This is a genomic window from Mesorhizobium sp. WSM4845, from assembly GCF_055811455.1.
In genome coordinates, this window is sequence record NZ_JBVVQA010000136.1 from 1 (window position 1) to 235 (window position 235).

A 235-nucleotide genomic window follows, 5' to 3' on the forward strand; every position below is an offset into this window, starting at 1 on the left:
GTGCAGAACCTTTTTATGGGGGGGGGGGGGGGGGGGGGGGGGCCGGGGCGGGCGGGGGGGGGGGGGGGCCCCCGGCGCGGGGGCGGGGGGGGGGGGGGGGGGGGGGGGGGGGGGGGGGGTTGTTTGGGGCGCCCCCCGCCGGGGGGGGGGGGGGGGGGGGGGGGGGCGAGCCCCGAAAGTTTGTTTTTCTGGCGGGGGGGGTGGGGGGGGGGGGGTTTTTAAATATAAATATAAA

At 78.7% G+C, this 235-nt stretch carries 1 pseudogene; it reads left to right on the forward strand.

What is annotated here, in order from left to right:
• Positions 1-222 (forward strand): annotated as a pseudogene (locus AC0L2C_RS34330) (hypothetical protein); the annotation flags it as partial.
• Positions 223-235 lie beyond the last annotated feature (13 nt).